General features: G+C 65.7%; 21 protein-coding genes and 3 rRNA genes. 13 read left to right on the forward strand and 11 right to left on the reverse strand.

Annotated features, from left to right (window positions below; translation table 11 throughout):
* The 4 genes from MTAB308_RS24490 to MTAB308_RS24505 are packed head-to-tail and all read left to right on the forward strand — an operon-like array spanning position 1 to position 3,241.
* Entirely contained in the window at positions 1-915 is a 915-nt protein-coding gene (locus MTAB308_RS24490; RefSeq protein ID WP_077102930.1) for a F0F1 ATP synthase subunit gamma, read from the forward strand.
* Between the two features lie 19 nt (positions 916-934).
* Entirely contained in the window at positions 935-2,401 is a 1,467-nt protein-coding gene (gene atpD / locus MTAB308_RS24495; protein ID WP_077102932.1) for a F0F1 ATP synthase subunit beta, read from the forward strand.
* A gap of 22 nt (positions 2,402-2,423) precedes the next feature.
* Complete coding sequence (locus tag MTAB308_RS24500) at positions 2,424-2,789, forward strand: F0F1 ATP synthase subunit epsilon (RefSeq protein ID WP_077102934.1); 366 nt, start codon at positions 2,424-2,426, stop codon at positions 2,787-2,789.
* A gap of 8 nt (positions 2,790-2,797) precedes the next feature.
* Positions 2,798-3,241, forward strand: coding sequence for a DUF2550 domain-containing protein (locus MTAB308_RS24505; RefSeq protein ID WP_077102936.1), 444 nt, complete (start codon positions 2,798-2,800; stop codon positions 3,239-3,241).
* Here MTAB308_RS24505 and MTAB308_RS24510 read toward each other — a convergent pair whose 3' ends face one another.
* Complete coding sequence (locus MTAB308_RS24510; RefSeq protein ID WP_077102939.1) at positions 3,242-3,676, reverse strand: VOC family protein; 435 nt, start codon at positions 3,674-3,676, stop codon at positions 3,242-3,244.
* Between the two features lie 16 nt (positions 3,677-3,692).
* Positions 3,693-4,265 carry a cob(I)yrinic acid a,c-diamide adenosyltransferase gene (locus tag MTAB308_RS24515; RefSeq protein WP_077102941.1) on the reverse strand — a complete coding sequence of 191 codons (573 nt, stop codon included), beginning with the start codon at positions 4,263-4,265 and terminating at the stop codon, positions 3,693-3,695.
* A gap of 104 nt (positions 4,266-4,369) precedes the next feature.
* On the opposite strand from MTAB308_RS24515, the gene murA reads away from it, so the two are divergent.
* From murA to rrf, 4 genes are all read left to right on the forward strand, one after another.
* Entirely contained in the window at positions 4,370-5,623 is a 1,254-nt protein-coding gene (gene murA, locus MTAB308_RS24520; protein WP_077102943.1) for a UDP-N-acetylglucosamine 1-carboxyvinyltransferase, read from the forward strand.
* A 380-nt stretch (positions 5,624-6,003) separates the two neighbouring features.
* A 16S ribosomal RNA gene (locus MTAB308_RS24525) occupies positions 6,004-7,523 on the forward strand.
* Between the two features lie 279 nt (positions 7,524-7,802).
* Positions 7,803-10,903 (forward strand): 23S ribosomal RNA (locus MTAB308_RS24530).
* Between the two features lie 90 nt (positions 10,904-10,993).
* A 5S ribosomal RNA gene (rrf, locus tag MTAB308_RS24535) occupies positions 10,994-11,107 on the forward strand.
* The 16S, 23S and 5S rRNA genes sit together here, the layout of an rRNA operon.
* A 113-nt stretch (positions 11,108-11,220) precedes the next feature.
* On the opposite strand, the gene MTAB308_RS24540 is transcribed toward rrf, so the two are convergent.
* The 3 genes from MTAB308_RS24540 to MTAB308_RS24550 form a co-directional block, all read right to left on the reverse strand.
* Positions 11,221-11,718, reverse strand: coding sequence for a methylated-DNA--[protein]-cysteine S-methyltransferase (locus MTAB308_RS24540; RefSeq protein ID WP_077102945.1), 498 nt, complete (start codon positions 11,716-11,718; stop codon positions 11,221-11,223).
* Complete coding sequence (locus MTAB308_RS24545; RefSeq protein ID WP_077102947.1) at positions 11,715-13,220, reverse strand: DNA-3-methyladenine glycosylase 2 family protein; 1,506 nt, start codon at positions 13,218-13,220, stop codon at positions 11,715-11,717. The genes MTAB308_RS24540 and MTAB308_RS24545 overlap by 4 nt, the downstream gene beginning before the upstream one ends.
* Positions 13,221-13,285: 65 nt before the next feature.
* Positions 13,286-14,167, reverse strand: a complete 882-nt coding sequence (locus tag MTAB308_RS24550) for a LysR family transcriptional regulator (RefSeq protein ID WP_077104749.1) — start codon at positions 14,165-14,167, stop codon at positions 13,286-13,288.
* A 90-nt stretch (positions 14,168-14,257) separates the two neighbouring features.
* Between MTAB308_RS24550 and MTAB308_RS24555 the strand changes: the two genes are divergently transcribed.
* Positions 14,258-15,496 carry an MFS transporter gene (locus tag MTAB308_RS24555; protein WP_108637398.1) on the forward strand — a complete coding sequence of 413 codons (1,239 nt, stop codon included), beginning with the start codon at positions 14,258-14,260 and terminating at the stop codon, positions 15,494-15,496.
* Here MTAB308_RS24555 and MTAB308_RS30650 read toward each other — a convergent pair.
* The 3 genes from MTAB308_RS30650 to MTAB308_RS24565 all read right to left on the reverse strand — a co-directional run bounded on the left by MTAB308_RS30650 (position 15,445) and on the right by MTAB308_RS24565 (position 18,742).
* A complete protein-coding gene (locus tag MTAB308_RS30650) occupies positions 15,445-15,570 on the reverse strand; it encodes an MFS transporter small subunit (protein ID WP_425436317.1) in 126 nt (41 codons plus the stop codon). The two genes, MTAB308_RS24555 and MTAB308_RS30650, sit on opposite strands and share 52 nt — an antisense overlap.
* A complete protein-coding gene (locus MTAB308_RS24560) occupies positions 15,567-16,967 on the reverse strand; it encodes an L-lactate MFS transporter (RefSeq protein WP_245831484.1) in 1,401 nt (466 codons plus the stop codon). The genes MTAB308_RS30650 and MTAB308_RS24560 overlap by 4 nt, the downstream gene beginning before the upstream one ends.
* A 149-nt stretch (positions 16,968-17,116) precedes the next feature.
* Positions 17,117-18,742, reverse strand: coding sequence for an adenylate/guanylate cyclase domain-containing protein (locus MTAB308_RS24565; RefSeq protein ID WP_077102949.1), 1,626 nt, complete (start codon positions 18,740-18,742; stop codon positions 17,117-17,119).
* A 45-nt stretch (positions 18,743-18,787) separates the two neighbouring features.
* On the opposite strand from MTAB308_RS24565, the gene nucS reads away from it, so the two are divergent.
* Together nucS and MTAB308_RS24575 are read left to right on the forward strand one after the other, a co-directional pair.
* Positions 18,788-19,468, forward strand: a complete 681-nt coding sequence (nucS, locus tag MTAB308_RS24570; RefSeq protein ID WP_077102951.1) for an endonuclease NucS — start codon at positions 18,788-18,790, stop codon at positions 19,466-19,468.
* A 23-nt stretch (positions 19,469-19,491) separates the two neighbouring features.
* Positions 19,492-19,785 carry a hypothetical protein gene (locus MTAB308_RS24575; RefSeq protein ID WP_077102953.1) on the forward strand — a complete coding sequence of 98 codons (294 nt, stop codon included), beginning with the start codon at positions 19,492-19,494 and terminating at the stop codon, positions 19,783-19,785.
* Positions 19,786-19,885: 100 nt separating this feature from the next.
* Here MTAB308_RS24575 and mce read toward each other — a convergent pair whose 3' ends face one another.
* On the reverse strand, positions 19,886-20,344 hold the full coding sequence (mce, locus tag MTAB308_RS24580; protein ID WP_108637400.1) for a methylmalonyl-CoA epimerase: 459 nt from the start codon (positions 20,342-20,344) through the stop codon (positions 19,886-19,888).
* 78 nt (positions 20,345-20,422) lie between these two features.
* Between mce and MTAB308_RS24585 the strand changes: the two genes are divergently transcribed.
* Both MTAB308_RS24585 and MTAB308_RS24590 read left to right on the forward strand, forming a co-directional pair.
* Positions 20,423-21,604 carry an acetyl-CoA C-acetyltransferase gene (locus tag MTAB308_RS24585; protein ID WP_077102955.1) on the forward strand — a complete coding sequence of 394 codons (1,182 nt, stop codon included), beginning with the start codon at positions 20,423-20,425 and terminating at the stop codon, positions 21,602-21,604.
* A gap of 167 nt (positions 21,605-21,771) precedes the next feature.
* On the forward strand, positions 21,772-22,683 hold the full coding sequence (locus tag MTAB308_RS24590) for a tetratricopeptide repeat protein (RefSeq protein ID WP_077102957.1): 912 nt from the start codon (positions 21,772-21,774) through the stop codon (positions 22,681-22,683).
* Positions 22,684-22,691: 8 nt separating this feature from the next.
* Here MTAB308_RS24590 and MTAB308_RS24595 read toward each other — a convergent pair whose 3' ends face one another.
* Complete coding sequence (locus tag MTAB308_RS24595) at positions 22,692-23,486, reverse strand: PE family protein (RefSeq protein ID WP_077102959.1); 795 nt, start codon at positions 23,484-23,486, stop codon at positions 22,692-22,694.
* Positions 23,487-23,643: 157 nt separating this feature from the next.
* Positions 23,644-25,839 (reverse strand): 1,4-alpha-glucan branching protein GlgB, encoded by a 2,196-nt coding sequence (gene glgB / locus MTAB308_RS24600; RefSeq protein ID WP_077102961.1) that lies wholly within the window; start codon positions 25,837-25,839, stop codon positions 23,644-23,646.
* Between the last annotated feature and the right edge of the window lie 6 nt (positions 25,840-25,845).

The raw sequence follows: 25,845 nt of genomic DNA on the forward strand, positions 1-25,845 counted from the left end.
ATGGCGGCCACACTTCGCGAATTGCGCGGGCGGATTCGTTCGGCAGGGTCGATCAAAAAGATCACCAAGGCCCAGGAGATGATCGCTACGTCGCGCATCGGTAAGGCGCAGACCCGGCTGGAATCCGCACGGCCCTACGCCTTCCAGATCACCGCGACGCTCACCACCCTGTCCGCCGAGGCCGCCCTGGACCACCCGTTGCTGGTCGAGCGGGAGGACCCGAAGCGGGCGGGCGTCCTGGTGGTGTCCTCCGACCGGGGGCTGTGCGGCGCCTACAACTCCAGCGTGTTCCGTCGCTCCGAGGAGCTGTTCTCCCTGCTGCGGGAGGAGGGAAAGACGCCGGTTCTGTACACGGTCGGCCGTAAGGCGTTGAACTACTTCAAGTTCCGCAACTGGGACATCACCGATTCCTGGACGGGGTTCTCCGAGCAGCCGACGTACGAAAATGCCACGGAGATCGCCTCGACCCTGGTCGACACGTTCATGAAGGGCGCGGGTGACGACGAGGGTCAGCCGGACGACGTCCAAGGCGTCGACGAATTGCACATCGTCTACTCGGAGTTCAAGTCGATGATGTCGCAAACCGCGGTGGCCCACCGCATCGCGCCGCTGGTGGTGGAGTACGTCGAGGAAGAACCCGAGCTGCACACCCTGTACTCGTTCGAGCCCGACGCCACAACGCTTTTCGAGGCTTTGCTGCCGCGTTACCTGACCACCCGCGTCTACGCGGCGCTGTTGGAAGCCGCGGCGTCGGAGCTGGCGTCGCGCCAGCGAGCGATGAAGTCGGCAACGGACAACGCGGACGACCTGATCAAGGAGCTGACGCTGATGGCGAACCGCGAGCGGCAGGCCCAGATCACCCAGGAGATCAGCGAAATCGTCGGCGGCGCAAACGCGCTCGCCGACGCTAAGTAGCGCACGAGGAAGAAGAAAAATGACTGCTACTGACCAGAAGACCAAAGACACCGGGAAGTCCGCGGACACCGACACCAGCGGCCGGGTGGTGCGCGTCACCGGCCCCGTCGTCGACGTCGAGTTCCCGCGCGGCTCGGTCCCCGAGCTGTTCAACGCGCTGAACGCCGACATCACCTACGAGGCGATGGCCAAGAAGCTCACGCTGGAGGTGGCGCAGCACCTGGGCGACAACCTGGTGCGCACGATCTCCATGCAGCCCACCGACGGTCTGGTGCGCGGCGTCGAGGTCACCGACACCGGCAAATCGATCTCGGTGCCGGTCGGTGAGGCCGTCAAGGGCCACGTCTTCAACGCGCTGGGGTACTGCCTGGACGAGCCGGGGTACGGCGAGGACTTCGACCACTGGTCGATTCACCGCAAGCCGCCGGCCTTCGAGGACCTCGAGCCGCGCACCGAGATGCTCGAGACCGGCCTCAAGGTCGTCGACCTGCTCACCCCGTACGTGCGTGGCGGCAAGATCGCCCTGTTCGGCGGTGCCGGTGTCGGCAAGACGGTGCTGATCCAGGAGATGATCAACCGCATCGCCCGAAACTTCGGTGGCACTTCGGTTTTCGCCGGGGTGGGCGAGCGCACCCGCGAGGGCAACGACCTGTGGGTGGAGCTCAAGGAAGCCGACGTGCTCAAGGACACCGCGCTGGTGTTCGGTCAGATGGACGAGCCGCCCGGCACACGTATGCGGGTGGCGCTGTCCGCGCTGACGATGGCCGAGTGGTTCCGCGACGAGGCGGGCCAGGACGTGCTGTTGTTCATCGACAACATCTTCCGGTTCACCCAGGCCGGCTCCGAGGTGTCGACGCTGCTCGGCCGCATGCCGTCGGCGGTGGGCTATCAGCCCACCCTGGCCGACGAGATGGGCGAGCTGCAGGAGCGCATCACCTCGACGCGAGGCAAATCGATTACCTCCATGCAGGCCGTGTACGTGCCCGCCGACGACTACACCGACCCGGCGCCGGCCACCACGTTCGCGCACCTGGACGCCACCACCGAGCTGTCGCGTTCGGTGTTCTCCAAGGGCATCTTCCCCGCGGTGGACCCGTTGGCGTCGAGTTCGACGATCCTGGACCCCGGTGTCGTCGGTGACGAGCACTACCGCGTGGCACAGGAAGTCATCCGAATCCTGCAGCGCTACAAGGACCTTCAGGACATCATCGCCATCCTCGGCATCGACGAGTTGTCCGAGGAGGACAAGCAGCTGGTGCAGCGTGCCCGGCGCATCGAGCGGTTCCTGTCGCAGAACATGATGGCTGCCGAACAGTTCACCGGCCAGCCGGGTTCGACGGTGCCGGTGAAGGAGACCATCGAGGCGTTCGACAAGCTGACGAAGGGCGACTTCGACCACATCCCCGAGCAGGCCTTCTTCCTGATCGGCGGCCTCGACGACTTGGCCAAGAAAGCCGAAAGCTTCGGCGCCAAGCTCGATTCCTGAGGATCAGTCGAAAGGTATTGGCATGGCCGAATTGAACGTTGAGATAGTCGCCGTCGAACGGAAGATCTGGTCGGGCGAGGCAACGTTCCTGTTCACCCGCACCACCGTCGGCGAGATCGGCATCCTGCCCCACCACATCCCACTGGTGGCTCAGCTGGTGGACGACGCCATGGTGCGCGTCGAACGCGAAGGCGAGGACGACCTGCGGATCGCGGTCGATGGCGGGTTCCTGACGGTGACCGAGGAACAGGTCAGCATCCTGGCCGAATCGGCCGAGTTCGAGTCGGAGATCGACGAGAACGCCGCCCGGGAGGCGGCCGAGTCGGACGATCCCCGCATCGCCGCGAGGGGGCGCGCCAGACTGCGCGCCGTCGGCGCGATCGACTAGCGCCGTCGATGAGCGCGCCCATGGTCGGCATGGTCGTGCTCGTCGTCATGCTGGGGGCCGCCGTCCTCGCACTGAGCTATCGGCTGTGGAAGCTGCGCCAGGGCGGCACGGCCGGGATCATGCGGGACATCCCCGCCGTCGGCGGGCACGGCTGGCGGCACGGCGTGATCCGCTATCGCGGTGGCGAGGCCGCCTTCTACCGGTTGTCGAGCCTGCGGTTGTGGCCGGACCGCAGGCTCAGCCGGCGTGGGGTGGAGATCGTGGCCCGCCGTGCGCCGCGCGGCGACGAATTCGACATCATGACCGACGAGATCGTCGTCCTGGAGCTGCGCGACACGACTCAGGACCACAGGTCCGGTTACGAGCTCGCACTCGACAGGGGCGCGCTGACCGCATTTTTGTCCTGGCTGGAATCCCGTCCCTCGCCGCGCGCACGCCGGCGCAGCGTGTGACTACCACCCGCTGACGGTCTGGCACCCGTATTCTTCGGGCGCGACGTCGCGCACCGTTTCGCTGAACTGCCAGCGATGCCCCGCGAGGTCCTCGACGGTGCATTCCCGTTCGCCGTATTCGCGGTCGACCGGCGCCTCCAACACCTTCGCGCCGGCCGCCCGGGCGCGTTCGAACTGGCCGTCCACGTCGGCGACCCGCACCTTGATCTCGTGCGTGACGACGCCGGCCGTCGGCGGTCGCCGCTCGCCAGCCACGTCCGCGAGGATCACGGCCCCGTGTGCGCCGATGCCCAGCTGCGCGCGGTGGCCGTCGCCGATCCGGGTTCGCTCGACGAAGCCGAAGGCCGCGGCGAGCCAATCCACCGCCGCCCGCACGTCCGGGTAGACCAGCACCGGGATCACGGCGACCGGTGGGATCGATCGGTTGTTTTTCATTGCCGCACTGCAGCTTTCATCGGTCGCCGCCCGGCTTCCAAAGCACGTCGCCCTCGGGATTGGCCGCCCGCGCCAGGATGAACAGCAGGTCCGACAGCCGGTTGAGGTACTTCGCCGGCAGCACGCTGACCGCGTCGGGCTGGGAATCGATCGCGGCCCACGCCGAGCGCTCGGCCCGTCGCACCACGGTGCGGGCGACGTGCAACAGCGCCGACAGCGGCGAACCTCCGGGCAGCACAAAGGAATTCAGCGCAGGCAGGGGTTCGTTGTACTTGTCGCACCATGCTTCGAGCCGATCGATGTAGGCCTGGGCAACTCGCAGCGGGGGATATTTGGGGTTTTCCACCACCGGGGTCGACAGATCCGCGCCCGCGTCGAACAAGTCGTTCTGGATCTGCCGCAACACACCGGCGACTTCCCCGTCGGGGCGACCGAGGGCTATCGCGACGCCGATCGCGGAGTTGGCCTCGTCGCAGTCGGCGTACGCCACCAGGCGGGGATCGTTTTTGGAGACCCGTGAGAAATCGCTCAATCCCGTCGTCCCGTCGTCGCCGGTACGCGTATATATGCGGGTCAGGTGGATCGCCATGAGAAAACGGTACTCGGCCGGCCGCCCCGCTCCGCTGCGCGGAGCGCATCGTCGTCAAGCGAGGCTGACTGACAAGCCGAAACCGCTTCACTAAACTGACGCGGGTGACTGAGCGATTCGTGGTGACCGGCGGTAACCGGTTGTCCGGCGAAGTCGCCGTCGGGGGCGCCAAGAACAGCGTGCTCAAGCTGATGGCTGCGACCCTGCTGGCCGAGGGGACCAGCACCATCACCAACTGCCCCGACATCCTCGACGTGCCATTGATGGCCGAGGTCTTGCGCGGCCTGGGCGCCACCGTCGAACTCGACGGCGACGTCGCCCGCATCACCTCGCCCGACGAGCCCAAGTACGACGCCGACTTCGCGGCGGTGCGACAGTTCCGCGCCTCGGTCTGCGTGTTGGGCCCGCTGGTCGGCCGCTGCAAGCGCGCCAGGGTCGCGCTCCCGGGCGGCGACGCGATCGGATCGCGCCCGCTGGACATGCACCAGGCGGGCCTGCGGCAGCTGGGCGCGCAGTGCAACATCGAGCACGGGTGTGTGGTCGCCCAGGCAGACACCTTGCGCGGCGCGGAGATTCAGCTGGAGTTCCCGTCGGTCGGGGCCACCGAGAACATCCTGATGGCCGCCGTCGTGGCCGAGGGCGTCACCACTATTCACAACGCGGCGCGCGAACCGGACGTGGTCGATCTGTGCACGATGCTGAACCAGATGGGCGCCCAGATCGAAGGTGCGGGTTCGCCCACCATGACCATCACCGGCGTCCCGCGGCTCCATCCGACGGAACACCGCGTGATCGGTGACCGCATTGTGGCCGCCACCTGGGGCATCGCCGCCGCGATGACGCGTGGCGATATCGAGGTGACCGGCGTCGACCCGGCCCACCTGCAGGTGGTGCTGCACAAGTTGCACGACGCGGGCGCCACGGTCACCCAAACCGACAGCAGCTTCCGGGTGACTCAGTACGAGCGCCCGAAGGCGGTCAACGTCGCGACCTTGCCTTTTCCCGGGTTTCCGACTGACTTGCAGCCGATGGCGATCGCGCTGGCCTCGATCGCCGACGGCACGTCGATGATCACGGAGAACGTGTTCGAGGCGCGCTTCCGGTTCGTCGAGGAGATGATCCGGCTGGGCGCCGACGCCCGCACCGACGGGCACCACGCCGTCGTGCGGGGTTTGCCACAACTTTCCAGCGCCCCGGTGTGGTGTTCGGACATCCGGGCCGGCGCCGGCCTGGTGCTGGCCGGGCTCGTCGCCGACGGCGACACCGAGGTCCACGACGTCTTCCACATCGACCGCGGCTACCCGTTGTTCGTGGAAAACCTGGCGATTTTGGGAGCGGAGATCGAGCGGGTAGAGTAGTCAAAGTCAGTGCCCCACAAGGGCGGTCACCCCGCGAGAGGGACCGAAACCGGGGAATTGACTCCCTCGCCGGATCGGTACTAGCCTGGCACGGCTGCCCGCAGCGGTCACCACGCAAGATGGCCAAAACTGGGGCTTGACGCCTCCGCCGGACTGGTATTAAGCTGGCAGGGTTGCCCGGAAGCGGGCGAAAACAAGCATGAGTGTTGTTTGAGAACTCAATAGTGTGTTTGGTCTTTTTTAATTGTTGTTGTTTTTTGGCCATACTCTGCACTCCCCGTGTGTGGGTATGGCTGTTTTTTGATGCCAGATGTTTGGTGTCTTTTTGTTAGGTCAGATTTTCTCTGATTGTAAATTCACCTCGTTTCTCGAGGAGATTTTGTTTGGAGAGTTTGATCCTGGCTCAGGACGAACGCTGGCGGCGTGCTTAACACATGCAAGTCGAACGGAAAGGCCCCTTCGGGGGTACTCGAGTGGCGAACGGGTGAGTAACACGTGGGTAATCTGCCCTGCACTTCGGGATAAGCCTGGGAAACTGGGTCTAATACCGGATAGGACCTCGAGGCGCATGCCTTGTGGTGGAAAGCTTTTGCGGTGTGGGATGGGCCCGCGGCCTATCAGCTTGTTGGTGGGGTGACGGCCTACCAAGGCGACGACGGGTAGCCGGCCTGAGAGGGTGTCCGGCCACACTGGGACTGAGATACGGCCCAGACTCCTACGGGAGGCAGCAGTGGGGAATATTGCACAATGGGCGCAAGCCTGATGCAGCGACGCCGCGTGGGGGATGACGGCCTTCGGGTTGTAAACCTCTTTCAGCAGGGACGAAGCGCAAGTGACGGTACCTGCAGAAGAAGCACCGGCCAACTACGTGCCAGCAGCCGCGGTAATACGTAGGGTGCGAGCGTTGTCCGGAATTACTGGGCGTAAAGAGCTCGTAGGTGGTTTGTCGCGTTGTTCGTGAAATCTCACGGCTTAACTGTGAGCGTGCGGGCGATACGGGCAGACTGGAGTACTGCAGGGGAGACTGGAATTCCTGGTGTAGCGGTGGAATGCGCAGATATCAGGAGGAACACCGGTGGCGAAGGCGGGTCTCTGGGCAGTAACTGACGCTGAGGAGCGAAAGCGTGGGGAGCGAACAGGATTAGATACCCTGGTAGTCCACGCCGTAAACGGTGGGTACTAGGTGTGGGTTTCCTTCCTTGGGATCCGTGCCGTAGCTAACGCATTAAGTACCCCGCCTGGGGAGTACGGCCGCAAGGCTAAAACTCAAAGGAATTGACGGGGGCCCGCACAAGCGGCGGAGCATGTGGATTAATTCGATGCAACGCGAAGAACCTTACCTGGGTTTGACATGCACAGGACGCCGGCAGAGATGTCGGTTCCCTTGTGGCCTGTGTGCAGGTGGTGCATGGCTGTCGTCAGCTCGTGTCGTGAGATGTTGGGTTAAGTCCCGCAACGAGCGCAACCCTTGTCTCATGTTGCCAGCGGGTAATGCCGGGGACTCGTGAGAGACTGCCGGGGTCAACTCGGAGGAAGGTGGGGATGACGTCAAGTCATCATGCCCCTTATGTCCAGGGCTTCACACATGCTACAATGGCCGGTACAAAGGGCTGCGATGCCGCAAGGTTAAGCGAATCCTTTTAAAGCCGGTCTCAGTTCGGATCGGGGTCTGCAACTCGACCCCGTGAAGTCGGAGTCGCTAGTAATCGCAGATCAGCAACGCTGCGGTGAATACGTTCCCGGGCCTTGTACACACCGCCCGTCACGTCATGAAAGTCGGTAACACCCGAAGCCAGTGGCCTAACCCTTTGGGAGGGAGCTGTCGAAGGTGGGATCGGCGATTGGGACGAAGTCGTAACAAGGTAGCCGTACCGGAAGGTGCGGCTGGATCACCTCCTTTCTAAGGAGCACCACGAAAAGCACCCCAATTGGTGGGGTGCAGGCCGTGAGGGGTTCTCGCCTGTAGTGGGCGGGGGCCGGGTGCGCAACAACAAAGCGAAAGCCAGACACACTATTGGGTCCTGAGGCAGCACTCGGGTTGTTTCGAGTGGTGTCCCCCCATCTTGGTGGTGGGGTGTGGTGTTTGAGAACTGGATAGTGGTTGCGAGCATCTAAATGGATGCACTGCCTTCGCGGTGGTGTGTCCATTAAATGTGTAATTTTTCTTTGGTTTTTGTGTTTGTAAGTGCTTAAGGGCGCATGGTGGATGCCTTGGCATCGAGAGCCGATGAAGGACGTGGGAGGCTGCGATATGCCTCGGGGAGCTGTCAACCGAGCGTTGATCCGAGGATTTCCGAATGGGGAAACCCAGCACGAGTGATGTCGTGTTACCCGCACCTGAATATATAGGGTGCGGGGGGGAACGCGGGGAAGTGAAACATCTCAGTACCCGTAGGAAGAGAAAACAATTGTGATTCCGTCAGTAGTGGCGAGCGAAAGCGGAACATGGCTAAACCGCACGCATGTGTAACCGGGTAGGGGTTGTGTGTGCGGGGTTGTGGGATTGATACGTCTCAGCTCTACCTGGCTGAGGGGTAGTCAAAAAGTGTCGTGGTTAGGGGAAATGGCCTGGGATGGTCTGCCGTAGACGGTGAGAGCCCGGTACGCGAAAACCCGGCACCTACCTTGTATCAACTCCCGAGTAGCAGCGGGCTCGTGGAATCTGCTGTGAATCTGCCGGGACCACCCGGTAAGCCTAAATACTTCTCGATGACCGATAGCGGATTAGTACCGTGAGGGAATGGTGAAAAGTACCCCGGGAGGGGAGTGAAAGAGTACCTGAAACCGTGTGCCTACAATCCGTCAGAGCCTCCTTGTGGGGTGATGGCGTGCCTTTTGAAGAATGAGCCTGCGAGTCAGGGACATGTCGCGAGGTTAACCCGTGTGGGGTAGCCGCAGCGAAAGCGAGTCTGAATAGGGCGCATCCCCTTTGGGGTGTAGTGGCATGTTCTGGACCCGAAGCGGAGTGATCTACCCATGGCCAGGGTGAAGCGCGGGTAAGACCGCGTGGAGGCCCGAACCCACTTAGGTTGAAGACTGAGGGGATGAGTTGTGGGTAGGGGTGAAAGGCCAATCAAACTCCGTGATAGCTGGTTCTCCCCGAAATGCATTTAGGTGCAGCGTTACGTGTTTCACCACGGAGGTAGAGCTACTGGATGGCCGATGGGCCCTACTAGGTTACTGACGTCAGCCAAACTCCGAATGCCGTGGTGTATAGCGTGGCAGTGAGACGGCGGGGGATAAGCTCCGTACGTCGAAAGGGAAACAGCCCAGATCGCCGGCTAAGGCCCCAAAGCGTGTGCTAAGTGGGAAAGGATGTGCAGTCGCAGAGACAACCAGGAGGTTGGCTTAGAAGCAGCCACCCTTGAAAGAGTGCGTAATAGCTCACTGGTCAAGTGATTGTGCGCCGATAATGTAGCGGGGCTCAAGCACACCGCCGAAGCCGCGACAACCGCAAGGTTGGGTAGGGGAGCGTCCCCCATTCAGCGAAGCCGCCGGGTGACCGACGGTGGAGGGTGGGGGAGTGAGAATGCAGGCATGAGTAGCGATAAGGCAAGTGAGAACCTTGCCCGCCGTAAGACCAAGGGTTCCTGGGCCAGGCCAGTCCGCCCAGGGTGAGTCGGGACCTAAGGCGAGGCCGACAGGCGTAGTCGATGGACAACGGGTTGATATTCCCGTACCCGTGTGTGCGCGTCCCTGACGAATCAGCGGTACTAACCACCCAAAACCGGATCGACCATTCCCCTTCGGGGGCATGGAGTTTCGGGGCTGCGTGGGACCTCCGTTGGTAGTAGTCAAGCGATGGGGTGACGCAGGAAGGTAGCCGTACCAGTCAGTGGTAATACTGGGGCAAACCTGTAGGGAGAGCGATAGGCAAATCCGTCGCTCATATTCCTGAGAGGTGATGCATAGCCGATTGAGGTGAATTCGGTGATCCTCTGCTGCCAAGAAAAGCCTCTAGCGAGCACACACACGGCCCGTACCCCAAACCGACACAGGTGGTCAGGTAGAGCATACCGAGGCGTACGAGATAACTATGGTTAAGGAACTCGGCAAAATGCCCCCGTAACTTCGGGAGAAGGGGGACCGGAATACCGTGAACAGCCTTGCGCTGGGAGCGGGATCCGGTCGCAGAAACCAGCGAGAAGCGACTGTTTACTAAAAACACAGGTCCGTGCGAAGTCGCAAGACGATGTATACGGACTGACGCCTGCCCGGTGCTGGAAGGTTAAGAGGACCCGTTAACCGCAAGGTGAAGCGGAGAATTTAAGCCCCAGTAAACGGCGGTGGTAACTATAACCATCCTAAGGTAGCGAAATTCCTTGTCGGGTAAGTTCCGACCTGCACGAATGGCGTAACGACTTCTCGACTGTCTCAACCATAGACTCGGCGAAATTGCACTACGAGTAAAGATGCTCGTTACGCGCGGCAGGACGAAAAGACCCCGGGACCTTCACTACAACTTGGTATTGGTGTTCGGTACGGTTTGTGTAGGATAGGTGGGAGACTGTGAAACCCCAACGCCAGTTGGGGCGGAGTCGTTGTTGAAATACCACTCTGATCGTATTGGATACCTAACGTCGAACCGTATATCCGGTTCACGGACAGTGCCTGGCGGGTAGTTTAACTGGGGCGGTTGCCTCCTAAAATGTAACGGAGGCGCCCAAAGGTTCCCTCAACCTGGACGGCAATCAGGTGTTGAGTGTAAATGCACAAGGGAGCTTGACTGCGAGACCTACACGTCAAGCAGGGACGAAAGTCGGGATTAGTGATCCGGCACCCCCGAGTGGAAGGGGTGTCGCTCAACGGATAAAAGGTACCCCGGGGATAACAGGCTGATCTTCCCCAAGAGTCCATATCGACGGGATGGTTTGGCACCTCGATGTCGGCTCGTCGCATCCTGGGGCTGGAGCAGGTCCCAAGGGTTGGGCTGTTCGCCCATTAAAGCGGCACGCGAGCTGGGTTTAGAACGTCGTGAGACAGTTCGGTCTCTATCCGCCGCGCGCGTCAGAAACTTGAGGAAACCTGTCCCTAGTACGAGAGGACCGGGACGGACGAACCTCTGGTCCACCAGTTGTCCCACCAGGGGCACCGCTGGATAGCCACGTTCGGACAGGATAACCGCTGAAAGCATCTAAGCGGGAAACCTTCTCCAAGATCAGGTTTCTCACCCTTTTAGAGGGATAAGGCCCCCCACAGAACATGGGTTCGATAGGCCAGACCTAGAAGCTCAGTAATGAGTGTAGGGAACTGGCACTAACCGGCCGAAAACTTACCAACACAAATCGCAACCACGATCCAGCGCCCGGCAGCAATGTCGCGGCGCGCCACACCCCCCACCAGAACACTTGGTTGAAAAATAAATAGAGTTACGGCGGCCACAGCGACAGGGAAACGCCCGGTCCCATCCCGAACCCGGAAGCTAAGCCTGTCAGCGCCGATGATACTGCCCTATTCGGGTGGAAAAGTAGGACACCGCCGAACATATACAAAAACACCCCCGGCAACGGGGGTGTTTTTGCATATTCTCCGCCACCCGGCGTCGAGTCGTTGCGCGATTATCAGGAAATCACCACAACAATTCGACCTTCGGCCGCCTAGTCGAACAAGGTCAGATCCGCCGGCGCGCGCTTTTTCTCCAGTTCGAGCAGGGTGCGCTTTCGATCCAGCCCGCCCCCGTAGCCGGTGAGGCTCCCGCTGGCGCCGATCACCCGGTGGCAGGGCACCACGATCGCGATGGGGTTGTGCCCGTTGGCCCAGCCCACCGCGCGCGCGGAACCGGGGGCACCGATCTGCTCGGCGATCTCCCCGTACGATCGCGTCTCGCCGTAGGGGATGGTCAGCAGCGCCCGCCACACCCGCCGCTGAAATTCGGTGCCCCGCAGCTCGAGCTCGAGGTCGAAGTCGGTGAGCTCGCCCGCGAAATAGGCGCCGAGTTGCTCGACGGCCGCATCGAACGCCCGCGCGTTGGGCGACCAGCCGGCGCGGTTCGGTTCGTAGGTCTGGTCGACCATCCGCAAGTTCGTCAAGACCGGGCCATGCCCGGCCAGGGTCAGCAGCCCGATCGGGCTCTCGATGGTGCGATAGCTGATCATGCGCGCTCCTCTGGAGGCTTTGGCGGCCAATGGTTTACCGGATGCTCGAGGGTGGTCCACAGATGCTGGGTGGCATACGAGCGCCAGGGTCGCCAGCGGGCGCTGCGCTCAACGAGTTTCCCCTGATCCGCGGGCAGCCCGAGCCGCTTTGCGGCCAGCCGAAGTCCGAGGTCGCTGGCGGGAAACGCATCCGGGTCGCCCAGGGCGCGCATCGCGATCACCTCGGCGGTCCAGGGGCCGACGCCGGGCAGCGCCAGCAACTGTGCGCGGGCGGCCTCCCAATCGCTCCCGGCGTCCAGGACGACGCTTCCGTCGGCGAGGCCGGCGATCAGCGCGTGCAGCGTCCGCCGCCGGGCTTCGGGGATCGCGAGATGGGCGGGATCGATGTCCCCGTCCTTCAAGAGCTGTTCGACCGACGGGAAGGCATGCGTCAACGTGCCCTCGGGGTCGTGCACCGGGCGTCCGTAGGCCGCGACCAGCCTGCCCGCGTGGGTGCTGGCGGCCTTGGTCGAGATCTGCTGGCCCAGCACCGCGCGCACGGCCAGCTCGGCCTCGTCTACCGTGCGCGGAATGCGTTGCCCCGGCGCCTTTTCCACCACCGCGGCCAGCCCGGGATCGGCGGCCAGCGCGTCGACCACCGCCTCGGGGTCGGCGTCGAGGTCCAGCAACCGCCGGCAGCGGGCGATCGCGGTGGTGAGGTCGCGGAAGTCGTCGAGCGCCAGCCGGCAGCGGACGTGGTCGACGGCCGGCGCGAGCGTCACGACCGCGCTGCCGTGCGGAAGCCGCAGGCTGCGCCGGTAGGCCCCCTCGCGCACCTCCTCGCAGCCGGGCACGACGCCGGCCGCGAGGTGGCCGAAGACGCCCTCGTACGCGAACGGTGTGCGCACGGGCAGCCGAAGGCACAGCGCGCCGGGGGGATTCGTTTCGTCCCCAATCCGGACGGCCGGCCGCCGGCGCAATGCCGACGGCGTGGTCTCGAACACCGAACGCACGGTGTCGTTGAACTGGCGGATGCTGGAGAATCCCGCGGCGAACGCGACATCGCCGAACGGCAGCTTGGTGGTCTCGATGAGCAGCCGCGCGGTCTGGGCCCGTTGCGCCCGGGCCAGCGCGAGCGGGCCGGCGCCCACCTCGGCCTGCAGGAGCCGCTCCAGCTGCCGCGGTGTGTAGCCGAGGTGGGCCGCCAGGCCGCCGACGCCCTCCCGGTCCACGGTGCCGTCGCCGATCAACCGCATCGCGCGGGCGACGACGTCACCGCGCGCGTTCCACTCGGGCGATCCGGGTGAGGCGTCGGGACGGCACCGCTTGCAGGCCCGGAACCCGGCCCGTTGGGCGGCCGCCGCCGTCGGGTAGAACCGGACGTTGCGCGCGAAAGGCGGCCGCACGGGGCAGCTGGGCCGGCAATAGATCCGCGTCGTCAGCACCGCGGTGACGAACCAGCCGTCGAACCGGGCGTCCTTGGACTGGACGGCCCGGTAGCAGCGGTCGAAATCGTCGTGCACGGTTCCAGACTTACACCCGCCCACCGACAAAACTGGCGGAAAACCGACATCGCAGTCCCGGCGCGCTACGGGCCGTGGTGGAGGACCGCGGCGCTCGCGATGAAGTCGCGGGCCGGGCGCGACAACGGCCGCCCGGAATTCCAGATCATCCCGACATCGCGGTAGGCGTCGGCGTCGGCCAGTGGCAGCACGCTGATCCCGGGTGCGTGCTCGCTGCCGTCGATGGGCATCAGGCTGATGCCCAATCCCGCGGCCACCAGGCCGGCAGTCGACGTGAGGTTCGCCGACTCGAGGACGATCCATGGCTGGAATTGCGCTGCGGCACAAAGCTCGTCGAGCAGCCGCCGCATGCCGAAGCCCGCCCGCATGGCCACGAACGGCTCGTCGGCCAGATCGGTCATGGACACCGCCGCGGCACCCGCAAGCGCGTGGTCGCACGGGAACGCGACACCGAGTCGCTGACGAAACAGGCCGCGCCAGGCTAGGTTTGGCGCCTGCGGCCGCGGCGAGACCACGCCGAGGTCGATCGACCCGGACTGCACGAGATCCCCGATCGATTCGGCGGCACCTTCGTCCAGCGTGAACGTCACCCGCGGTGACGCTTCCCGGAACCCGGCGATCAAACGCGGCACCACGGTGGAGCCGAACGAACCGAGAAAGCCGAGCCGGATCTCGCCGACGGCCGGATTGGCCAGGTCGTCGATCGCCCGCCGCGCCGCATCGAGCTCGCTCTGGGCGCGTCGCGTGTGCTCGTAAAAGACTCGGCCGTAGGTGTTCAGCGCGAGTCGCTTGCCGCGGCGATCGAACAGTGCGACGCCCAATCGCCCCTCCAGGCGCCCCAGCATCCGGGTCAGTGTCGGCTGCGCGATGTGCAGCTGTTCGGCCGCCGCCGTGACGTGTTGCAGCTCCGCGAGTGTGATGAACCACTCGTAGTCGCCGTCGGGCACGCCCACCACCTCATCTTATGCTGTTTCTGCATCATAAGTCAGTTTATAATTCATTTCCGTTCCCCCGCCCCGGCACCGAGCATCGTTGTTATGCCTACCGCCCACCACGCCGGCAGCCGCGGCTACCGGCGAGTGACCGCGGCGCTCTACGGTGCCGGCCTGGCCAGTTTCGCCGCAATGTACTGCACGCAGGCGCTGTTGCCGGCGTTGTCGGCGTACTACCGGATCACCCCCGCCACGGCGGCGCTCGCGGTCTCGCTGACCACGGGGATGCTCGCGCTGTCCGTCATTCCCGCGAGCGTGCTCTCCGAGCGCTACGGGCGCATCACCGTGATACTGACGTCCGGGGTGGTGTCCACCGTCATCGGGTTGTTGTTGCCGTTCAGTCCGTCGCTCGGCGTTCTCCTCGCCGGCCGGGCGCTGCAAGGCGTCGCGCTCGCCGGAATCCCCGCCGTCGCGATGGCCTTTCTCGCCGAGGAAATCCACGCCGCGTCGCTCGGGTCGGCGATGGGACGGTACATCGCCGGGACCACGGTAGGTGGGCTGGCCGGCCGGATCGTCCCGGCCCTGGTCGTCGACGTCAGCAATTGGCGGGTGGCGCTGCTGGTGTGCTCATTGGTGACGCTGGCCGGCACGGTGGTCTTCGCGGTCGCGGTTCCCCGGTCGCAATTTTTCACGCCGAAGGCGGCGAGCGGGCGGGACACGGCGCGCAACCTGGCGGTTCATCTGCGAAACCCCGTGCTGCTGAAGCTCTTTGCGTTGGGGTTCGCGCTGATGGGCGGATTCGTGACCGTGTACAACTACCTGGGGTACCGACTGATCGCGCAGCCGTTCGGATTGGCCTCGTCGGTCGCCGGGCTGTTGTTCGTGCTGTACCTGGCGGGCACGTGGACGTCCGTCGTGGCGGGGCGGCTGGCCGACCGCAGGGGACGCGCGCTCGTGTTGGGCGGCGCCCTGCCCATCACGGTGGCCGGCCTGCTGTTGACCGTCCCGCACGCGCTGGCCTCGATCGTCCTCGGCGTCGGGGTGTTCACCGGCGGGTTCTTCGCCGCGCACACGGTGGCCAGCGGCTGGGTGGGCGCGGTGGCGCATCGGCATCGCGCCGAGGCGTCCGCGCTGTACCTGTTCAGCTACTACCTGGGCGGTTCGGTCGCCGGAGTGTTGGGAGGCGTCGTCTACGCGGCCGGCGGCTGGCCGGCGACGGCGTGGTTCGTGGGCGCGCTGCTGCTGGCGGCGTCCTTGCTGGTGGCGCTGCTGGTGCGGGAACGGCCCCAGGGTCAGGCGCCGAACAACTGGGTGATCTTCGAAAAGAGTTGCCAGACGCCATAAGCGAAGGGCAGCGCCACCCACAGCCAGGCCAGCGTGATGGGGGCGGGGCGGACCGTCGTCGGCGGGTTCGTCACGGCTGCCTCTCCGGTTGCCGGTGGGGAATCGCCTCGGGCGCCAACGCGGCGCCGTCGGGCGGTGCGGGCTCATGGAATCTGGTTGCCACGGGCCTGATCAGCTCGTTGCAGATCAGGGCGACGGCCAGCAGGGCGATCATCACCTCGAACGACACGAGGTACAGGTCCGGGCCGTGCTTCCCGGCCGTCTTCTGGGAATCGGCGATGGCGTTGACGATGAGCGGGCCCAGCACACCCGCGACCGACCAGGCGGTCAGCAGCCTGCCGTGGATGGCGCCAACCTCGTAGGTGCCGAACAGGTCGCGCAGATACGCCGGCACCGTCGAGAAACCCGCGCCGTAGAACGACAGGATCAGCACGGTGCATAGCAGGAAGGCGACCTTGTTGGTGTTCGTCGTCAACAGCAGCGTCAGATACAGGAGTGCGCCGCCGCCGAGGTAGAGCCGGTACATGGTCTTGCGGCCCAGCGCATCCGACAGCGACGACCAGCCGATCCGGCCGAGCATGTTGGCCAGCGACAGCAGGGCGACGAACCCGGCGGCCGCCGAGGCCAGCACGGCCGCGCGCGGCGCCCGCGGGAAGAAGTCCTGGTAGATCGGTGAGGCCTTCTCCAGGATGCCGATCCCGGCGGTCACGTTGAAGCAGAGCACGACCCACAAGAGCCAGAACTGCGGCGTCTTGATCGCGTTGGCCGCCGACACACCGGCCGTGCTGACCAGTGATCCGGCCTTGTGCGGCTTGGGTTTCCAGCCCGGCGGGGCCCAATCCGGCGCCGGCACCCGGATCAGCAGGCACCCCATCGACATGAATACGGCGTAGGTGCAGCCCATCACGAGGAAGGTCCGCGCGACGCCGGCGGTGCTGGCGCGCCCGAACGCGTCGAGCAGGCTGTTGGTCCACGGCGACGCGATCAGCGCGCCGCCGCCGAAGCCCATGATCGCCAGGCCGGTCGCCATTCCCGGACGGTCGGGAAACCACTTGATCAACGTGGACACCGGCGAGATGTAGCCGATACCGAGGCCGACCCCTCCCACGACCCCGTAGCCCAGCACAACGAGCCAGTATTGGCGGACTGAAACTCCGAATCCCGCGATCAGCAGCCCGCTGCAGAAACACACGGTGGCAACGACCATGGCCCAGCGTGGCCCGTAGTGGTCGACGCGGGTGCCGAAGGCCGCGGCCGAAAGGCCCAGCGCCACAATGGCGACGGTGAACGGCATCGCGCTCGCGGTTCCGGAGACGTGCAGCGACTTCTCCAGCGGGATCTTGAAGACGCTCCAGGCGTAGGCCGAGCCGATGGCGAGGTGGATGGATAGCGCGGCGGGCGGAACCAGCCAGCGGCTCCATCCGGGTTTAGCAACGATTCTCGAACGGTCCAGCAAGCCAACGCTTGTCACGATGCACCCTTCTCCCGCGGGCGGAGCTCCGTCCCGTCGCCACTATTTGTGGGTGCGGCCTCGCGGTCAAGGCGCGATTTCTATTGTCCGATAAGGGATTTCTATCGACAACGCTCATCGGCACTGACCACGGGCGTTGTCAACGCGGATCAGCGATCGGACCGGGCGACCTCAACCGGTTGGGCCAGTCGCGTGGGGCGCTCGTGCCCGCGCAGGGTCACGGTGTCGCCCAAAGACCAACGGGCGCATTCGTCTTCGCTGGCGCCCTCGAGCGCGCCGGCGGTCGCAAGCAACTTGCCCGGACGGGACTTGGCCAGTTCGCACAGTCGCGCGGCCTCGTTGACCGGCTCGCCGATGACGGTGTATTCGAACCTTTCCTTGGCGCCCACGTTGCCGGCGACGACCTGGCCGGCCGCGACGCCGATGCCGGCGTCGAGCTCGCACATCTCGCCGGCAAGGCGCTTGGCGATGCAGCGCGCGGCGGCCAGCGCCGCGTCTTCGGGCGAGTCCAGGCGGTTGGGGGCCCCGAAGATGGCCAGCGACGCGTCGCCTTCGAACTTGTTGACCAGTCCGCAATGGCGGTCCACTTCCTCGACGACGATCGCGAAAAACCGGTTGAGCACTTCGACGACCTGGGTCGGCGGTTGCGTGGTCACCAATTGAGTGGAGCCGACGATGTCGATGAAGACCACGGCGACGTGGCGTTCTTCGCCGCCGAGTTTCGGTCGCTCGCGCTCGGCGGCCAGCGCGACCTCGCGGCCGACGTGCCGGCCGAAGAGATCGCGCACGCGTTCGCGTTCGCGCAGGCCATTGACCATCGCGTTGAAACCCCGCTGCAGCTCGCCCAATTCGGTGCCGTCGAAGACCACCAGGTCGCCGCGCAGATTGCCCTGCTCGACGCGCCGCAGCGCCGCGCGCACCACCCGCACCGGTGTCGCGGTCAGCCAGGCCAGAATCCACATCAGGAGGCAGCCGAAGATCAGGGTGGCGAACGAGATGATCAGCACGCCGACCGCGAACTGGGTCTCGGTCAGGTTCCGCATCAGGATCTGAAACATCGCCAGGAGGGCGATGCCGATGACGGGCACGCCGGATCCCAAAAACCACACCATCATGGTTCGGCCCATGATCCCCGCCGACAGCCGTCGCGGCGGTGGCCCGGCCTCGAGCGCCTGAGCGGCCACCGGGCGCAGCGCGAACTCGGCGAGCAGATAGCTGCCCGTGGCCACCAGCACCCCGCAAAAGCTCACGCAGACCAGAAACCGCGGGATGAACTGGGTGTTGACGAGGCCGTAGAGGATGGTCGACACCACCGCGCCGAGTCCCCACAGGATGAGGTCGGCGATGGCGATCCGCCACGGGGCCAGGAAGGTGTTCCGCTCGTCGATGCCGCTGGGCTTGCGCTCCTCGATCGCCCAGCGCAGGGCGAGCACGGTCTGGCGGGTGATCCAATAGGTGCCCAGCGCCAAGGCGATCGCGACGTAGGCGGGCACGACCGCGAAGGTGAGCCAGGCCGGCGCGTCGTCGAACACGCTCGGCTCGGGAATCGCGACCGCCACCAACAGCAGCGTGACCCCGATGCCGATGAAGTTCGCGCCCAGGACCAGCACGGTCAAAATGATCTGGATGCGGATGCGGCGACGTCGCTGGCTTTCCGATACCCGCCCGAGGAGCAAGGATCCGTACGCAGGCGTTTCCGGCAGGCGGCCGCTCTGGCGGGTAATCCGCTCGAGCACCCGGCCGATACGTTGCGCCATGCTCTTTTTGGACGACATGGTGGCGCAAGCCTAATTTGTCGCCCAAGCTCTAAGGTGAGTCGGGTGCGCCTCGTCATCGCCCAATGCACCGTCGACTACGTCGGCCGGCTCACCGCACACCTGCCGTCGGCGCGGCGGCTGTTGCTCTTCAAGGCCGACGGGTCGGTCAGCGTGCACGCCGACGACCGTGCCTACAAGCCGTTGAACTGGATGAGCCCGCCGTGCTGGCTGACCGAGGAGGCGGGCGGCTCCGGCGATCAGGCGCCGCTGTGGGTGGTGGAGAACAAGGCCGGCGAGCAGCTGCGCATCACTGTCGAGGAGATCGAACACGACTCCAGCCACGACCTGGGTGTCGACCCCGGCTTGGTGAAGGACGGCGTCGAGGCGCATCTTCAGGCGTTGCTCGCCGAACACGTCCAGCTGCTGGGCGAGGGATACACGTTGGTCCGCCGCGAGTACATGACCGCGATCGGACCGGTGGATCTGCTGTGTCGCGACGAGCGCGGTGGCTCGGTCGCGGTCGAAATCAAGCGCCGCGGCGAGATCGACGGGGTCGAACAGCTCACCCGCTATCTGGAGTTGCTCAACCGCGACAGCGTTCTGGCACCGGTCAAGGGGATCTTTGCCGCTCAGCAAATCAAGCCGCAGGCGCGCACGCTGGCCACCGACCGCGGGATTCGTTGCGTCACATTGGATTACGACAAGATGCGCGGTATGGACAGCGATGAATACCGGTTGTTCTGACGCGCTTAACTAGACTGTCGGGCATGCCTCGGCGCCGTACACCGCCACGCCGGCAGCGCCCGGTGTCGCTCCCGCCGGTTCCGCACCGGGTGGAGACGGGCCCGGACGGTTACGAATACGAGGTGCGCCCGGTCGCCGCGGCCCGCGCGGTCAAGACCTATCGCTGCCCCGGTTGCGATCACGAAATCGGTTCCGGCACTCCACATCTGGTGGTGTGGCCCGCCGAAGGGCCGCAGGGAGCCGATGACCGGCGGCATTGGCATACGCCGTGCTGGGCTAACCGCGCCACTCGCGGCCCGACCCGAAAGTGGTCTTGAAATCTCGGCATGCCATCACGAATGTGCGGCTCGCCGCGCCCGAAGACCGAAGGTGCGGCCAGCCGCACACTCGGCGGATTCCGCCGCTTCCGGAGCCCTCCTAGGAGGCCGGCTCGACCAACTCGATCAGGACCCCGCCGGCGTCCTTGGGATGGATGAAGTTGATCCGTGAGTTTGCTGTGCCGCGGCGGGGCGCCTCGTAGACGAGTCGCACGCCCTGCTCATGCAGCTGCTCACAAATGGCGTCCAGGTCGCTGACCCGAACGGCCATCTGTTGGATGCCCGGTCCGCGCTTTTCCATGAACTTCGCGATCGTCGACGAGTCGTCGAGCGGGGCCATCAGCTGGAGCTGGGCGGTGGTCCCGGGGACGGCCAGCATCGCCTCGCGTATGCCCTGGTCGTCGTTGACTTCCTCATGCACCAGGATCATGCCGAGGTGGTCGTGGTACCAGGTGATGGCGGCGTCCAGGTCGGCGACCGCAATGCCGACGTGATCCAGGCCGGTCACCAAGGAGGTTGCCAGGAGGTGACGGGCGTCAACTTGATCGGTCGTCATCACGTAACGGTAACCTGACGGCAAAGATTGCGCTTCTCCAGGATGCCGAATCGGCCGTCCGGGCACGCTCAGGAGGTACTCATGACGACGTCGGTGATAGTTGCTGGGGCGCGGACGCCCATCGGCAAGTTGATGGGTTCGCTGAAGGATTTCTCGGCCAGCGACCTGGGCGCGATTGCGATCGCCGGGGCGCTCGAGAAGGCCCAGCTGCCGGCGTCGGCGGTCGAGTACGTGATCATGGGCCAGGTGCTGACGGCCGGCGCCGGCCAGATGCCCGCCCGTCAGGCGGCGGTCGCTGCGGGCATCGGCTGGGACGTTCCGGCGCTGACCATCAACAAGATGTGCCTGTCCGGCATCGACTCCATCGCCCTGGCTGACCAGCTCATTCGCGCCGGCGAGTTCGACGTGGTGGTGGCCGGCGGCCAGGAGTCGATGACGAAGGCGCCCCACCTGCTGATGGACAGCCGGGCGGGCTACAAGTACGGCGACGTGACGGTGCGCGACCACATGGCCTACGACGGCCTGCACGACGTGTTCACCGACCAGCCGATGGGCGCGCTCACCGAGCAGCGCAACGACCTCGACAAGTTCACCCGGCAGGAGCAGGACGAGTTCGCTGCGCGGTCCCACCAGAAGGCGGCCGCGGCATGGAAGGACGGCGTCTTCACCGACGAAGTGGTGCCGGTCAATATCCCGCAGCGCAAGGGTGATCCGTTGCAGTTCGCCGAGGACGAGGGGATTCGCGCTAACACCACTGCGGAGTCCCTGGCCGGCCTGAAACCCGCGTTTCGCCGCGATGGCACCATCACGGCCGGCTCGGCGTCGCAGATTTCCGACGGCGCGGCCGCGGTGGTGGTGATGAACAAGGCGAAAGCGCAGGAGCTCGGCCTTTCCTGGCTCGTCGAGATCGGCGCGCATGGCGTTGTCGCCGGTCCGGACTCGACGCTGCAGTCCCAGCCGGCCAACGCGATCAAGAAAGCGCTCGGCCGAGAGGGCATCTCCGTTGACCAGCTCGACGTCGTCGAGATCAACGAGGCTTTCGCCGCGGTGGCCCTGGCCTCGACCCGTGAACTTGGCGTCGATCCCGAGATCGTCAACGTCAACGGCGGCGCGATCGCGGTCGGTCATCCGATCGGCATGTCGGGCGCCAGGATCACTTTGCACGTCGCCCTGGAGTTGGCGCGGCGGGGGTCCGGTTACGGCGTAGCGGCCCTCTGTGGCGCGGGCGGCCAGGGTGACGCCCTGATCCTGCGGGCCGGTTAGGCACACCCGCCGCCGTTGCTGAAGTTAGCTGGGGGCAAAGTTTGTGATCTTGGTCATAACACCCGGTAACGGTCCGTATGGGCGCGGGTTCGGGCCGATTCGCCCGGGCAGGAGCGTCGGCGCGACCGGCTGGCTCGGTGTGCGGAGCGCATGACAGACTTGACGGCGTGACGCGTCCGCGACCCTCGATCGGGCCCGCACTGGCCGGTGCGGTCGACCTGTCCGGCCTCAAGCAGCGAGCCCAGCAGAACGCTTCCTCCGCCGGCCCCGCGGGCCCTGCGGCGCCCGCGACGCCGGGTGGCACGGAGGTCAACGAGGCCAATTTCGAGGAACAAGTGATCGTCCGGTCCGACGAGGTCCCGGTCGTGGTCTTGCTGTGGTCGCCGCGCAGTGACGCGTGCGTCCAGCTCCTCGAGACGCTGTCCGACCTGGCCGCCGAGGACGGCGGCACGTGGGCGCTGGCGACGGTCAACGTCGACGTGACGCCCAGGGTGGCCCAGATATTTGGCGTCGACGCGGTGCCGACCGTCGTGGCATTGGCCGCCGGTCAGCCGCTGTCGAGCTTTCAGGGCGTTCAGCCGCCCGACCAGTTGCGCCGGTGGGTGGACTCGCTGCTTTCGGCGACGGCCGGAAAGCTCAGGGGCCCAAGCGGTTCCGGAGAAGCGGAAGTGGATCCGCAGCTGGCCCAGGCGCGCCAACAACTCGAGGACGGCGATTTCGACGCCGCCAAAGAGTCGTATCAGGCGATCCTGGACGCCAACCCGGCCAGCGTCGAAGCCAAGGGTGCGATCCGGCAGATCGAATTCCTTACGCGCGCAACGGCGCAACGCCCGGATGCGGTCGCGGCGGCCGATGCCGCGCCGGGCGACATCGACGCCGCGTTGGCCGCGGCCGACGTGCAAATCCTCAACCAGGACGTGAGCGCGGCGTTTGAGCGCCTGATCGCCTTGGTGCGCAGCACATCCGGCGACGAACGCACCCGCGTGCGCACCCGGCTGATCGAGCTGTTCGAGCTCTTCGATCCCGCCGACCCCGAGGTCGTCGCCGGTCGGCGCAACCTGGCCAACGCGCTGTACTGAGTCCAGCCTTACGGGCCCGATATCCCGTTGATCCCGGGCAGGCCGAGCACCCCGCCCGTGCCGCCGGCACCGCCGGTGCCGCCGAGACCCGTCGCCCCGCCGACTCCGCCGTTACCGCCGTTACCGCCGTCGCCGACCAGGACGGCACTGCCGCCCGCGCCGCCGGCCCCGCCGGCACCCGTCGGCACCAGGCTGTTGCCGCCCGCGCCGCCGCCGCCGCCGTTGCCGATGGCGCCGCCGGCCGCGCCGTTGCTCGTGGCGGTCGCGGCACCGCCGCCGGCACCGCCCGCCCCGCCGATGCCGAACAGGCCTGCGGCCCCGCCCTTACCGCCCGGCTGCCCGAGCCCGCCGGACCCGCCGGCGCCGCCGTTGCCGAGCAGGATCCCGCCGGCGCCGCCCGGCGCCCCGGTGCCCGGTGCGCCGTTGGCGCCGTTGCCGATAAGCGGGCGGCCCAGGAGCAACTCGGTGGGCGTGTTCACGAGGCCGAGCAGCTGCTGCTCCAGGCCCTGCAACGGTGAGGCGTTCGCGGCCTCGGTGGCGGCGTACGACATCGCGCCCGACGCCACTGCCTGCACGAACTCTGAATGGAAGGCCTCCACTTGCGCGCTGATCGCCTGGTACTGCGCGCCGTGCGCGGAAAAGAACGCCGCTACGCTCGCCGACACCTCGTCCGCGGCCGAGGCCACCATTCCCGTCGTGGGCGCCGCCGCCGTCGCGCTGGCCGTGCTAATTGTGGAACCGATATTTGCCAAATCCGACGCCGCCCCCGAAACCATTTCTGGTACCGCGAACACGAACGACATGCCTGCCTCCCAGCGAGTACGGCGACGATGACGCCTGGGGAGTGGATCATATCCAGACTTTCCGAAATTCGGAAAGTAGCTCGGCTTTACTGGAGCGGCGATTAAATGGTGCTTTACTTATCGCAATGCAAGCGGTATAAGCGGCGCCGACCGCTTTTTATTCGGGTTCCAGCCACAGCGCCGACGTGGGCGGCAGGACCAGCACTGCCGAAGCCGGACGGCCGTGCCACGGGTCCTCGGTGGCGTCGACCCCGCCCATGTTGCCGATCCCAGACCCGTTGTAGACGGTCGCGTCGGTGTTGAGCACCTCGCGCCAGCGGCCCGCGTAGGGCAGGCCGAGACGGTAACCGCTGTGCTCGGATCCGGCAAAATTGAATACGCACGCCATTACCGAGCCGTCGTTTCCATATCGGAGGAAACTCAACACGTTGTTGGCGGAATCGTTGGCGTCGATCCAGGAATAGCCGTCGGGAATGGTGTCTTGGCTCCACAGCGCCGGGTGGCTGCGGTAAATCTCGTTGATGTCGCGCACCAGGCGCAGAACGCCGTTGGAGAAACCCTGTTCGTCGAGTTGCCACCAATCCAAACCGCGCTGCTCGGACCACTCGGCGCGCTGGCCGAATTCCTGTCCCATGAATAACAATTGCTTGCCCGGGTGCGCCCATTGATAGGCGAGCAGGCTGCGCAGCCCCGCGGCCTTGACGTGGTTGTTGCCCGGCATCCGGCCCCACAGGGTCCCCTTGCCGTGCACCACCTCGTCGTGGCTGAGCGGCAGCACGTAGTTCTCGCTGAACGCGTACAGCATCGAAAAGGTCATCTCGTGGTGGTGGAAGCTGCGATAGATCGGGTCGCGGCTGATGTAGTCGAGCGTGTCATGCATCCAGCCCATGTTCCACTTCATCGAAAAGCCAAGGCCGCCAAGGTTTGTCGGCCGGGTCACGCCAGGCCACGACGTCGACTCCTCGGCGACGGTGACGATGCCGGGCGCGGCCTTGTGCGCCGTCGCATTCATCTCCTGCAGGAACTGCACCGCCTCCAGGTTCTCCCGGCCGCCGTAGATGTTCGGCGTCCAACCGCCCTCCGGACGTGAGTAGTCGAGGTAGAGCATCGACGCGACAGCGTCCACCCGCAGGCCGTCGATGTGGAACTCCTCGAGCCAATACAAGGCGTTGGCCACCAGGAAGTTGCGCACCTCCGCACGCCCGAAGTCGAAGACGTAGGTCCCCCAGTCGAGTTGCTCCCCGCGCTTGGGGTCGGCGTGCTCATACAGCGGGGTGCCGTCGAAACGGCCGAGCGCCCAGGCGTCCTTCGGGAAGTGCGCCGGCACCCAGTCCACGATCACCCCGATGCCGGCCTGGTGCAGCGCGTCGACCAGCCCCCGGAAGTCGTCGGGCGTGCCGAAGCGCGACGTGGGCGCGTAGTACGACGTCACCTGGTAGCCCCACGAGCCGGCGAACGGGTGCTCGGCGACCGGCAGCAGCTCCACGTGGGTGAAGCCCTGCTCCACGACGTAGTCCGTCAGCTCCCGGGCGAGCTGGCGGTAGCTCAGCCCGGGGCGCCAGGACCCCAGGTGCACCTCGTAGGTGCTCATCGGCTCGAAAACCGGGTTGCGCTGCGCGCGCCGCGTCATCCAGTCGGCGTCCTCCCACGTGTACCTGCTGCGCGTGACCCGCGACGCGGTGTGCGGCGGCACCTCGGTGGCGAATGCCATCGGGTCGGCACGCTCGGTCACCACGCCGTCGGCGCCGTGCACGCGGAACTTGTACAGGCCGTCCACCGGGAAATCGGGCCAGAACAACTCCCACACCCCGGAGGAGCCCAGCACCCGCATGGGCGCCTCGTTGCCGGTCCAGGCGTTGAACTCGCCGATCAGGCTGACGCCCTTGGCGTTGGGCGCCCACACCGCGAACGACACCCCGTTCACCACGCCGTCGGCCGTGGTGAACGAGCGGGGGTGAGCGCCGAGGACTTCCCAAAGCCGTTCGTGGCGGCCCTCGCCGAAGAGATGGAGATCGACTTCACCCAGGGTGGGCAGGAAGCGGTAGGCGTCGGCGACGACGTGCGGATCGGAACCCTCGTAGGTCACCTCCAGCCGGTAGTCGATGAGGTTGACGAACGGCAGTGCCACCGCGAACAGGCCGGATTCGATGTGCCGCAATGGGAACCGGTCGCCACCGACCAGCGCGACGACGTCGCGGGCGTGCGGGCGCAACGCGCGGATGACCGTGTGGTCGCCGTACTCGTGGGCCCCCAGGATGCCGTGCGGGTTGTGGTGCGCGCCCGCCACCAGGCGCGCCAGATCAGCTGGGTCGGGCGCCAGATTTAGTCCGGCGAGTTCGTCCGTTCGGCTCAAAGCCCG

Source organism: Mycobacterium terramassiliense (assembly GCF_900157385.1).
GTDB classification, from domain to species: domain Bacteria; phylum Actinomycetota; class Actinomycetes; order Mycobacteriales; family Mycobacteriaceae; genus Mycobacterium; species Mycobacterium terramassiliense.

Bases quoted from the DNA above. Each gene is read 5' to 3' on its own strand.
- MTAB308_RS24565 (WP_077102949.1), bottom strand. From the start codon at position 18,742: ATGTCGTCCAAAAAGAGCATGGCGCAACGTATCGGCCGGGTGCTCGAG.
- MTAB308_RS24505 (WP_077102936.1), top strand. From the start codon at position 2,798: ATGAGCGCGCCCATGGTCGGCATGGTCGTGCTCGTCGTCATGCTGGGG.
- atpD (WP_077102932.1), top strand. From the start codon at position 935: ATGACTGCTACTGACCAGAAGACCAAAGACACCGGGAAGTCCGCGGAC.
- MTAB308_RS24575 (WP_077102953.1), top strand. From the start codon at position 19,492: ATGCCTCGGCGCCGTACACCGCCACGCCGGCAGCGCCCGGTGTCGCTC.
- MTAB308_RS24500 (WP_077102934.1), top strand. From the start codon at position 2,424: ATGGCCGAATTGAACGTTGAGATAGTCGCCGTCGAACGGAAGATCTGG.
- MTAB308_RS24490 (WP_077102930.1), top strand. From the start codon at position 1: ATGGCGGCCACACTTCGCGAATTGCGCGGGCGGATTCGTTCGGCAGGG.
- MTAB308_RS24595 (WP_077102959.1), bottom strand. From the start codon at position 23,486: ATGTCGTTCGTGTTCGCGGTACCAGAAATGGTTTCGGGGGCGGCGTCG.
- MTAB308_RS24540 (WP_077102945.1), bottom strand. From the start codon at position 11,718: ATGATCAGCTATCGCACCATCGAGAGCCCGATCGGGCTGCTGACCCTG.
- MTAB308_RS24510 (WP_077102939.1), bottom strand. From the start codon at position 3,676: ATGAAAAACAACCGATCGATCCCACCGGTCGCCGTGATCCCGGTGCTG.
- MTAB308_RS24515 (WP_077102941.1), bottom strand. From the start codon at position 4,265: ATGGCGATCCACCTGACCCGCATATATACGCGTACCGGCGACGACGGG.
- MTAB308_RS24585 (WP_077102955.1), top strand. From the start codon at position 20,423: ATGACGACGTCGGTGATAGTTGCTGGGGCGCGGACGCCCATCGGCAAG.
- MTAB308_RS24555 (WP_108637398.1), top strand. From the start codon at position 14,258: ATGCCTACCGCCCACCACGCCGGCAGCCGCGGCTACCGGCGAGTGACC.